Source organism: Magnetospirillum moscoviense (assembly GCF_001650635.1).
Lineage (GTDB): Bacteria > Pseudomonadota > Alphaproteobacteria > Rhodospirillales > Magnetospirillaceae > Magnetospirillum > Magnetospirillum moscoviense.
The window spans coordinates 25,325-35,509 of record NZ_LWQU01000142.1 but is presented as its reverse complement, the minus strand read 5'-3'; the positions used below and the strand labels follow the sequence as shown (position 1 = coordinate 35,509).

The following is a 10,185-nucleotide window of genomic DNA, read 5'->3' as shown; positions in this document are numbered from 1 at the left end:
CGCCGCCGTCATCTTTTCCGATATCTTGAGCCTACCGAACATGGTTCCCCCTGTATCTGGTGGAACCCCAGTGATTCATGGTTGCCGCTGGTTGGCAAGCCCCGCCGAGTCAGATCGAGCGTTCGCCGGTATCAGGCGTCAGCAGCGCCCCGCCCGAGCGTGAATAATTCAGCAGACTCAGGATGTTGGCCCGCATGCGCTGGGCGCCCTGGATGGCGAAGCCGATATAGTCCCGCGCGTCCTGATCCAGATCGTCGCCCAGGTGGCGCTCCAGCATCTGCAGGAACAATTGCACCGTCCTGAGCGGTTCTTGCAGATCGTGCGAGGTGACATAGGCAAAGCGTTCCAGCTCGTCGTTGATGCGTTCAAGTTCGTGGCTGCGTTCCGACAAGGCCTGCTCGGCGTCGCGGCGCTTGGCGATCAGGCGGTTGGCGGCCTCGGCGAAGCGCTGGTGCTCGGCGAAGGAAAGTCCCCCGAGGTCGATGTCCTTCAATTGCTCGGACGCGACCGTCAGCGCGCCTTCCAGGCTTAGCGAATCCCGCGCGGCACGTCGGCTGACGGTGCGGATCACCACCACCATCACCCCGCCAAGCATGGTAGCGACAGCCAGGCCGATCGCCAGCTTGACCATCACGCCCTGACGGAGCGCCACCGCCTGCGCCGCCAGCAAGGCGTTGTCGCCTTCGACATAGGTGGTGGCGCCGATGGTCCAGTCCCAGTCGGGCACGTCCCGCACATAGGCGGCCTTGCTGGCCGGGCGCAATCCATAGCCGGTCGGCATGTCATAGGTGACGATGCCGCCGCCGGCCTTGGCCATGTCCTGGAAGCGGCGCATCAGGTCGGCCGCATTCTTGTTGCCTTCGACAAACGGGTTGCGGCCGGCATGCGGGCCGACCACCGAATGGCCGTCGCCCCGGGTGACGAACAGATAGCCATCCTCGCCGAAACGGATGGCGGACAGCCGGCTGGCCACCTCGGCCTGGATCGACTCCTCCATGTCGCCGACATATTCGCCGGTGCCAAGCACCCAGCCCAGCGGCTCCAGCGCCCGGACATAGGAAATCTTCAGATGGTCGTTGCCGGGTTTGCCGGGCTGGGTCCAGTAATAGCGGGTGAAGCCGTTGCCGTGGGCGCGCACGATATCGAGCATATCGCGCACGACGAATTCGCCGCGGGCGCCGGTCAGGCCCAGCATGTTCTTGCCTTCCAACTCGGGCCGGGCGGCGAACAACTGCTCGACGCCGTCGGTGTTGAAGGCGAAGTAATAACCGCGACCGTCGTTGAAGCGGATCGGACGAAGCGATTCGCGAATCAATGCTTCCAGGTCCGGGCGGGACATCTTCGACCCGAACAGGGCGATCTGGCGCATGGCGATGGCGTGGGCCTCGTCGACCCGTTCGCGCAAGATCCGCTCGACGCGGTCCTCGGTGCGACGGCGCTCGTACTCGATCATGGTGGCGGCGTCGGTGACGATCTGGTGAAGTTCGTTCTTCAGGCGGGCTTCGCCATCGGCGCGAATCTGCTCGGATGTGGCGCGAAAATCGGCATATTCCGACGCCATCCACAATCCGCTCAGCACCACCAGAGCCGCGAATATCGCAGCGCTCAGGCGGACGGACAATTGGTCGATCAGGCTTGGCTTCCCGGCCACTCGGATGTCTCTTCCCGCCCAGTAACGGTTGGTCTTCCCCCAAGGAGGTATTATCCCACGATTCTTGTCCGGGACAAGGACCGGCGCGGTATAAGGTGAGGTCATGAATACCAGCCTCGCCCGCGCCCGTTCGGCGCTGTCCTTCTCGTGCCTGGGCCATCTTTACGCCCATGTGTTCGAGCCGATCTTCTATATCGTCGCCCTGGTGCTGCCGGGCGAGCTGGGACTTCCTTACGAAGAGGTGCTGGCCCTGGTGATCGGCGGCAAGCTTTTGTACGGATTGCTGGCCCCTGGGGCCGGCTGGCTGGGCGATCGCTGGAGCACCGTCGGCATGATGGCGCTGTTCTTCATCGGCCTGGGCCTGGCGGCGATTTCGGTCGGCTTTGCCGCCTCGGCCTGGACCATCGGTCTGACCCTGGGCCTGGTTGGGCTGTTCGGTTCGATCTATCACCCGGTCGGCATTTCCTGGCTGCTTCGGAACGCCGTCGATAAGGGCAGCGCCATCGGGCTCAACGGCGTGTTCGGCGGCATCGGGCCGGCGGCGGCCGGCCTGCTGGCCGGCGGGCTGATCGAGTTCGCCGGCTGGCGGGTGGCCTTCATCGTGCCGGGAATCGTCGTGCTGCTGACCGGGTTGGCGTTTCTCTACTTCCTGGCCAAGGGCTGGGTGGTCGAGACCAAGGCCGACCGCGCCCCGTTGGCGGCGCCCAGCAGGGGCGACACCGTGCGGGCCGGCATCGTGCTGTCGGTCACCATGCTGTGCGCCGGCCTGATCTATCAGGCGACCCAGCCGGCGCTGCCGAAATTGTTCTCGGAACGGCTGGGCGAGGGCGGCAGCGTCGGCGACGCCGCCCTGGCGGTGACCATCGTCTATCTGGTCGCCGGCCTGACCCAGGTGGTGGCCGGCCGTCTGGCCGACCGCTATCCGCCCAAATGGGTCTATGTGCTGTCCTATGTCGCGCAGGGGCCGCTGTTGGTGGCGCTGGCCTGGCTGGCCGGGGTGCCGCTGGTCATGGCGGCGATGCTGGCGGTGGCGCTGAACATGGCCGGCATTCCGGCGGAAAACCTGCTGCTGGCCCGTTATACCCCGGCCAAATGGCGCGGCACCGCCTTCGGCCTGAAATTCGTGCTGTCGTTCGGGGTGTCGGGCCTGGGGGTGCCGCTGGTGTCGTTGCTGCGCGGCATGACCGGCGGATTCGAGATGCTGTTCTTCCTGCTGGCGGCCTCGGCCATGATGGTGGCTGCCGCCGCCTTGCTGTTGCCCGCCGAAAAAGAAACCGCCGCGCCATAACGGGGCGCGGCGGTGAAGGTGGGGGGATCAACAGGGTCAATGGATCAGGTGGTCTTGGCCTTGGGCAGGGCGGCGCGGACCAGCGCCTTCAACTTGCCCACCGCGGCGGTTTCGATCTGACGGACGCGTTCGCGACTGATGTTGTAGCGCTGGGCCAGATCTTCAAGGCGCAGCGGATTGTCGCGCAGCGTGCGGTGGGTGACGATGTCGCGCTCGCGCTCGCTCAGGCTGCCCCAGGCCTGCTTCAGCAATTCGCGGCGATACATCAGCTCCTGGCGCTCGCCCAGGACTTCCTCGACCGAGGGGCGGTCGTCGGGCAGCAATTCGCCATAGGGCACGCCGCTTTCGCCGACCGGCATGTCCAGCGAGCGCGGCTGATGGGCCAGCAGGCGTTCCATCTCGGAGACCCGCTCGGTGCGCACGCCCAGCTCGGTGGCGACCTGATGGGTTTCCTCGGCCGACAGGCTGTTGCCCGACGGGCCGGTCAGGCGGGCCTTCAGGCCGCGCAGCTTGAAGAACAGCTTCTTGCGCTCGGCCGACAGGCCAAAGGTCACCGGCGTCGAGAATTTCAGCACATATTCGAACATCGCCGCGCGCACCCACCACTGGGCATAGGTGGAAAAGCGCAAGCCGCGATCGGCCTCGAACCCTTCCAGGGCGCGGACCAGGCCCAGATTGCCCTCGGCGATCAGGTCGGCGGTGGACAGGCCATAGCCCTTGAATTGGCCGGCGGTCTTGACCACCAGACGCAGGTGCGAGGCCAGCAAGCGCTCGCGGGCGGCCTGGTCCTGGGCGGTCTGCCAGCGCTCCATCAGCAGGGTTTCTTCCTCGGCGCTCAGCATCGGCGTCTCGCGGACCGCGCGGAAGAAGGCGGCGGCGGGATCGGTCGAGGGGCGGGGAGTGGACATCGCGGTCTCCAGCACAGGTAAGCCTTGGTTGCTTTACAAGATAGGGAGCCGCGCTTGATAAAGCCAATCGATAAAACTTGTCGAAATAATAGTCTTACGTTATCAATGGTCCTATGACGACCTTGCGCCAATTGCAATGCCTGGCCGCCCTGGCCGAGGTTCTTCACTTCCGCCGCGCCGCCGAGCGGGTCGGGCTGTCGCAGCCGGCCTTGTCGGCCCAGATCGCCCAGCTCGAGGAACAATTGGGCGTGCTGCTGGTCGAGCGCACCCGACGCAGCGTGCTGATGACCCCGGTGGGGCGCGAGGTGGCGGCGCGGGCGCGCACCATTCTGCGCGATGTCGGCGATTTGGAAGACGTGGCCCGGCTGGCCGGCAAGCCGTTGGCGGGAACCCTGCGCGTCGGCGTGTTGCGGACCCTGGGGCCTTATTTGCTGCCGCACATCCTGCCGGTGTTGAAAGAGCGCCACCCCGCCCTGAAGCTCTACCTGCGCGAGGACCCGGCGCCCCGTCTGCTGGCCGAACTGCGCCAGGGTGAATTGGATATCCTGCTGATCGCCGCCGTTCCCCCCGACGACCAGCATCTGACCGTTGTCCCGCTGTTTCGCGAGCCGCTGTGGCTGGCCTTGCCGCTGGACCATCGTTTGGCGGGCACCACCGACCTGGAGACGCGGGAATTGGCCGGCGAGCGGTTGATCCTGCTGGAAGTGGGCGACGGCATGCGCGAGCCGGCGCTGGCCTTGTGCACCCGGGCAGGCGCCACCGAGCATCCCGACTACCGCGCCACCTCGCTGGATTCGCTGCGGCAGATGGTGGCCACAGGGCTGGGGGCGACGTTCCTGCCGGCCCTTTACGTCGAGGCCGAGGCCCTGGCCGACGACCAGATCTGCGTGCGCCGCCTGCAGCCGGACCCACCGGCGCGGCAGATCCACCTGGCCTGGCGCCGCACCACCTCGCGCGCCGACGAATTCAGATTGCTGGCCCGGTTGATCCTGGAAAACCTGCCGGATTCGGTCGAGCGGCTGTAATCACCCAGCCTCCATCCCCTCGCGGATGGCGATCTTGTAAAGCTCGGTCCGATTGGCGAGGACGACGCGAAAGATCGACGGGTCCAACTCGCCGGCGGTGACCATGGTCTGCATGATGGCGACGACGTCATCGACCGGCAGGCGACCGCGATAGGGGCGGATCTGGCACAGCGCCTGGAAGATGTCGCACATGGTCAGGATGCGGGTCTCGGTGTCGATCCGCTCGGCGGTCCAGCCGAACGGATAGCCGGTGCCATTCAATTTCTCGTGATGCTGCGAGGCCCATTTGGCGATCGGCGTGGCACATCAGCCCGACACGGCGACCATGGCTTTTGTCGTCGACGCCGACATAGTCCAAGGCCTTGGTGACGGTGTGGGCGACCCGGCCCAGATCCAGGTTCATGACCTGGCTTCGAAAGGTAAGGCCGCAGGCTGCATTCATCGCCGGTATCCTTGTTCCACGCCTGTGGAGACCCCTTTTAGCTTGGGCGACGAAATCCGAATGTCCAGGGGCTAAGAAAGTATTAGCCGGGGTGGCGTCCCGCCCGACGGTCAGTCGTGGGACGGGCGGTCGCGGCGCAGCGCCTTGGTCTGGCCGCGCTTGCCCTTGCTTTCCAGACGGCGTTCCTGGCTACCCTTGGTCGGTCTGGTCGGGCGGCGCTTGGGCGGCGGCGGCTTGGCCGCCTCGCGGATCAGCTCGACCAGCTTGGTCAGGGCCGAAGCGCGATTGCGGTCCTGCGAGCGATGTTCCTGGGCGGTGACGATCAGCACGCCGTCCAGCGTCAGGCGTCGCCCGGCCAGTTTCTCCAGCCGGGCCTTGACCTCGTCGGGCAGGGACGGGCTGTTGCGCACGTCGAAGCGCAACTCGACCGCCGTCTCGACCTTGTTCACATTCTGCCCGCCGGGACCCGACGACCGCGAGAAGCTTTCTTCGATCTCGCGGTCGTCGAGTTGGATGCGGCGGGTAATCGGGATCAATATTGCTTGTCCGTCCACATGTCCTTGTTGAAGCGGATGACCCGATTGCGGCCGGTTTCCTTGGCCTGATACAGGGCGACGTCGGCGAACTTCACCGCCTGCCAGAAGGTGTCGCTGTCGGTGGGGAAGTCGGCGACGCCGATCGAGATGGTCTTCTTCAGCGTCACGGTGCCGGCGTGGATCTCCATTGCCTCGACCGAGGCGCGGATCTTCTCGGCGACCAGGTCGACATCCTCGGGCGGCGCATCGACCAGCACGATCATGAACTCCTCGCCGCCATAGCGGATCACCATGTCCGACGTCCGCACGGTCTGGCGCAGCACCTTGGCCAGGGTCTTGATGACGACGTCGCCGACATCGTGGCCATAGGTGTCGTTGACCATCTTGAAGAAGTCGAGATCCAGCATCATCACGCCCAGGCGACCCTTGCGGCGCTGGACGTTGGAAATCAGCGTATCGACATACTCTTCCAGGAAGCGGCGGTTGTTCAGCCCGGTCATCGGGTCCTTGAGCGAGGATTCGCGCAAGGTTTCCATCAGCTTCTTGGTCTCGAGCACCGGCGCGGCCTCGCGCAGATAGACCGAGACATAGGGCAGCAGCCCCTGGATGCGCGTCTCGTCGGCGATCTTGGTGACGATCTGCAAGACGTTGCCGACCCCGCCCGACTGGATTACCGGCAGGCAGATGTGATTGCGGCCGGTTTCGCCCTCGGGCGGCAGGAAGGAATAGCAGATGCCGGGGTTCAAGGTGCCGTCGACCACATGGCCGGTGCGGCGCGCCCGGCAGCCTTCGCTGCGCACCAGGATCTGCGGGTCGCACCAGCGGCAGCTGTCGGTGGAGGCCCCATCGACGAACAACGGCGTCATCTGGTTCTTGTTGGCCACCATCTCGTAGATGGAATACTCGTTGATGCCGAATTCGCCGCTCAGCGCCTTGGCCAGACGCTGATGGATCTCGGCCTTGGTCTCGTCCTCTTCGATCGCCTGCTTGAAGTGCGCGGCCTTGGTCAGGCCCTCGACCATGTCGATGGTGGCGGTCAATTGGTTCTCGTCGGGCGACGGCGTCCGGCTGGTCAGGCGGGCGACGTTGGCGCCGATCCGGTTCAGGCCGTCATCAAGGAAATTCAGCAGCCGGTTCATGTCGGTGGCGATCTGTCCCAACTCGTCGTTGGTCAACTGATCGACCTTGGCCTTGAAGTCACCGCGCAGCGCGCGCTGCACCGCGACCTCGACGTTCTCGGCGGTGGTCGAGATCGGCTGGATCATGCGGCGGATCAGCATGATCGCCACCAGCGAGAACAAGGTGACGACCACGACGATGCCGCCGACGGTCAGCAAGGCCTTGTTCTTCAGGCTGCCGATCGAGACCTGCATGGTGACCGCGCCCAGCACCATGCCTTCCTGAACCTGATGGCATTCCAGACAATTGGGCGAACCGCGGTTGGTGGCGATGAAGGGGATGGTGCCGCGGATCAGCGTGTCATCCGAGGTCTCGATGATCTCGTACTGGGCCTTGCCGTCGCGCAGCACCTGGATTTCGATGTCGTCGGAGGCGGTTTCCTGGCTCAGGCCCTTGCCGAACTGCTGCTCGACCATGGGCGAGCGCACCACCCGGGCCGAAGCCAGGCCCTGCACCTCCATCAGGCGCTTGAGGAAGCTCTCGCGCTTGTCGATGACGCCGTTGATCATCGATTCGGTCAGGTGGACGCGAACGATTTCCGCTGCCGTACGGATATGTTCTGACGACGAGACAATCGAAAAGCTGCGGAAGGCGTAAAGGCTGATGGCCACCAGGATGACCAGCAGGCCGATGGACATAGCCGAAAAAAACATCGTCACTTTGGCGTTGAGATTCATCGCCGACTGTCTCCCCCAAAAGAATGCCGGCGGACTTCCCTCGAATTCGCCGCAACGTCCCTGTTCCACTGCGGAGAATAATCGGCCCGGCTGCCGAGGGCAACGACTGGGTGAACCTGCATGGCCGCCATGTCTTTGGAACAATTCTTAATCAGCACGCGCCATGCATGGCTGATGTGCGGCGCCGTCCCTTGCGCATCCATTCCTTTGGTATTAGCGTACAAGTAATAGGGGTTCGGAAGGCGCGGCAAGCAATCGCCAGTTACAATTTGTTTGCGCCGCGTTGACAATTCATTCACCCCGGGGCGACTCGGAACCTGAGAGGTGGCTTAATGAACGTCGTTCTTCCTGAACTGGGCACCCGCCTGGCCGAATCGCTTTATGAAGAGGTCATGGACATTGCCTGTGACCTGCGCTCTCTTTTGCGCGGCGGCATTCCTGCCGGCATCAAGGGGACCGAGAATTGCCTGTCCTACGTCCGCGCGACCGGAACAGTGACCGCCGAGATCATTTCGTTGGTGTGCTGGGCCTGCGCCTATCGGGCGGTTCAAGGTCGCGATATGGAGGTCGAGCCGTTCGTGGCCCTGGCGCGCGAATTGGGAGAGATCCATCCCGGTGAGGTCGGGACCCCGGGTGACGATGACTACCAATGTTTGGAAGGTCTTGATCATCTGCGATGCCGGATCGAGACTGTGGCGGCTCGGGTCCGGCGATTGGAGAATGTCTCCGACTGAAGCTGCGTTGTTTGGCATGGTGGCTGGGGGGGGATATTAGACTTGGGGTTGACGAATTTTGCGCCTCGGTCCATACCGACCGCGGGGGATGGCGCGGCATGAATTTTCAGTCCTTCGGGTTCGGCTGGGTTGGCACGGGGCGGCGTCATGTCCTGCCCTGGGTGGCCGCCTGTCTGGTCTGTCTTCTGTGCGGTGCGGCCCTTCTTCATGTCGATAGCGTCGAGCGCCAGCGCTGGCGCGAGGCCGAGCGGCTGCGGTCGATGGTCCAACTCGACACCATCCGGTCGCGGCTGGAAGCCGGCTTGTACGACCCGCTTTTGCGTATCCGCGGCATGGCCGCCCAGATCATCGCCCGTGGCGACATCACCCAGGCCGAGTTCGATCGCGCCGCCGAGTATCTGCTGCGCGGCCATCGCAATGTCCGCAACATGGTGGTCAGCCGTGGCATGGTGATCGCCATGACCTATCCGCTGGCCGGCAATGAAAGCGTGATCGGCGTCGATTACCGCTCGATCCCGGCCCAGTACGCCTTGGTGGTGAAGGCGATGGAGACCCGCAAGGCGATCATGCAGGGGCCGATCCCGCTGATCCAGGGCGGCACCGGCCTGATCGCGCGTCTGCCGGTGTTCGTAGACGGCGACACCCGGTTCTTCGGCATGGTCAACATCATCCTGGACGTGCCCTCCACCCTGGCCGACGCCGGCCTGCAAAGCGACGACCTGCCGATCGAGGTGGCCATCCGCGGCCGCGACGGCCTGGGCGCCGCCGGCGCGGTGTTCCATGGCCGCGAAGGGCTGTTCGCCCAGTCTCCGGTCGAGGCCGACGTGCGTCTGCCCTATGGCAGCTGGCGGCTGGCGGCGATCCCGAAGGGCGGTTGGGACAAGAACGATCCCGCTCTGGTGCGGTCGCGCTTCATGCTGGCGGGGATGTTCGTCCTGGTGGTGCTGTTCAGCTTCGCCACCGCCCGCTACATCATCGACCGCGAGATCCGCTCCCGGGCGTTGGGCTTGAAGACCCGCGAGCTGGAGCGGTCGAACGCCGACCTTGAACGCTTCGCCTATGTCGCGTCGCACGACCTGCAGACGCCGCTGCGCACCATTGGCAGCTTCGCCCAGTTGCTCGAGCGTCGCTATCGCGGGCGCCTGGATTCCGAAGCCGACGAATTCCTGTCCTTCATCACCGATGGCGCCCACCGGGTCAGCCAGATGGTGGTCGATCTGTTGAACTATGCCCGGGTGGAAGGCGCCGGCCGCGAACTCGTCCCGGTGCCAACGGCCGAGCTGTTGGCCGAGATCATGTCCTACACCCGGACCGACATGGATCTGATCGGCGCCACCATCTCGGTCGGGCCGCTGCCGACGGTGATGGGGGACCGGACCCAGTTGGTCAGCCTGTTCCAGAACCTGATCGACAACGCGGTCAAGTACCGTGACCTGACGCGGCCGCTGGAAATCACCGTTTCCGCGCGGCCGGCCGCCGATGGCACCTGGGAATTCTGCGTCGCCGACAACGGCATCGGCATCGATCCGCAATATTCCGAGAAGATCTTCGAGTTCTTCCAGCGCCTGCACCCGCCCGGCACCGGCAGCGGCGCCGGCGTCGGCCTGGCCCTGTGCCGGCGCATCGTCCATCGCCTGGGCGGCGACATCCGCGTCGAATCCAGCCTGGGGCAGGGGGCCCGCTTTCTGTTCACCCTGCTCGATCCGGCCGAGGCGGCACGCCGGGCCGGTTGACGGCAATGGTTC

Annotated in this window: 9 protein-coding genes; 4 read left to right on the top strand and 5 right to left on the bottom strand. The window is 64.9% G+C overall.

Features of this window, described 5'->3' with window-relative positions; all coding sequences use genetic code 11:
• Positions 1 to 109: 109 nt before the first annotated feature.
• The gene (locus tag A6A05_RS11825) at positions 110 to 1,651 is read right to left on the bottom strand and encodes a cache domain-containing protein (RefSeq protein WP_068501097.1); all 1,542 of its coding nucleotides are present in this window, start codon (positions 1,649 to 1,651) and stop codon (positions 110 to 112) included.
• Between the two features lie 103 nt (positions 1,652 to 1,754).
• Here A6A05_RS11825 and A6A05_RS11820 point away from each other — a divergent pair, with 103 nt between their 5' ends.
• A complete protein-coding gene (locus A6A05_RS11820; protein WP_068501094.1) occupies positions 1,755 to 2,939 on the top strand; it encodes an MFS transporter in 1,185 nt (394 codons plus the stop codon).
• A 44-nt stretch (positions 2,940 to 2,983) separates the two neighbouring features.
• On the opposite strand, the gene A6A05_RS11815 is transcribed toward A6A05_RS11820, so the two are convergent.
• Entirely contained in the window at positions 2,984 to 3,847 is an 864-nt protein-coding gene (locus A6A05_RS11815; RefSeq protein WP_068501099.1) for an RNA polymerase factor sigma-32, read from the bottom strand.
• A gap of 113 nt (positions 3,848 to 3,960) precedes the next feature.
• On the opposite strand from A6A05_RS11815, the gene A6A05_RS11810 reads away from it, so the two are divergent.
• Positions 3,961 to 4,872: a LysR substrate-binding domain-containing protein gene (locus A6A05_RS11810; RefSeq protein ID WP_068501091.1), complete on the top strand. Its 912-nt coding sequence runs from the start codon at positions 3,961 to 3,963 to the stop codon at positions 4,870 to 4,872.
• Here A6A05_RS11810 and A6A05_RS11805 read toward each other — a convergent pair whose 3' ends face one another.
• The 3 genes from A6A05_RS11805 to A6A05_RS11790 all read right to left on the bottom strand — a co-directional run bounded on the left by A6A05_RS11805 (position 4,873) and on the right by A6A05_RS11790 (position 7,682).
• The gene (locus A6A05_RS11805) at positions 4,873 to 5,166 is read right to left on the bottom strand and encodes an HD-GYP domain-containing protein (protein WP_082910902.1); all 294 of its coding nucleotides are present in this window, start codon (positions 5,164 to 5,166) and stop codon (positions 4,873 to 4,875) included.
• 258 nt (positions 5,167 to 5,424) lie between these two features.
• Positions 5,425 to 5,850: an alternative ribosome rescue aminoacyl-tRNA hydrolase ArfB gene (gene arfB / locus A6A05_RS11795; protein ID WP_068501084.1), complete on the bottom strand. Its 426-nt coding sequence runs from the start codon at positions 5,848 to 5,850 to the stop codon at positions 5,425 to 5,427.
• Positions 5,847 to 7,682, bottom strand: a complete 1,836-nt coding sequence (locus A6A05_RS11790; protein ID WP_245644280.1) for a diguanylate cyclase — start codon at positions 7,680 to 7,682, stop codon at positions 5,847 to 5,849. The genes arfB and A6A05_RS11790 overlap by 4 nt, the downstream gene beginning before the upstream one ends.
• Positions 7,683 to 8,038: 356 nt before the next feature.
• Between A6A05_RS11790 and A6A05_RS11785 the strand changes: the two genes are divergently transcribed.
• Both A6A05_RS11785 and A6A05_RS11780 read left to right on the top strand, forming a co-directional pair.
• The gene (locus A6A05_RS11785) at positions 8,039 to 8,440 is read left to right on the top strand and encodes a hypothetical protein (protein ID WP_068501079.1); all 402 of its coding nucleotides are present in this window, start codon (positions 8,039 to 8,041) and stop codon (positions 8,438 to 8,440) included.
• 98 nt (positions 8,441 to 8,538) lie between these two features.
• Positions 8,539 to 10,173 carry a sensor histidine kinase gene (locus A6A05_RS11780; protein ID WP_068501076.1) on the top strand — a complete coding sequence of 545 codons (1,635 nt, stop codon included), beginning with the start codon at positions 8,539 to 8,541 and terminating at the stop codon, positions 10,171 to 10,173.
• Positions 10,174 to 10,185 lie beyond the last annotated feature (12 nt).

Coding starts and splice junctions, on each gene's coding strand:
- A6A05_RS11790 (WP_245644280.1), bottom strand. CDS start 7,682: ATGTTTTTTTCGGCTATGTCCATCGGCCTGCTGGTCATCCTGGTGGCC.
- A6A05_RS11785 (WP_068501079.1), top strand. CDS start 8,039: ATGAACGTCGTTCTTCCTGAACTGGGCACCCGCCTGGCCGAATCGCTT.
- A6A05_RS11820 (WP_068501094.1), top strand. CDS start 1,755: ATGAATACCAGCCTCGCCCGCGCCCGTTCGGCGCTGTCCTTCTCGTGC.
- A6A05_RS11810 (WP_068501091.1), top strand. CDS start 3,961: ATGACGACCTTGCGCCAATTGCAATGCCTGGCCGCCCTGGCCGAGGTT.
- A6A05_RS11815 (WP_068501099.1), bottom strand. CDS start 3,847: ATGTCCACTCCCCGCCCCTCGACCGATCCCGCCGCCGCCTTCTTCCGC.
- A6A05_RS11780 (WP_068501076.1), top strand. CDS start 8,539: ATGAATTTTCAGTCCTTCGGGTTCGGCTGGGTTGGCACGGGGCGGCGT.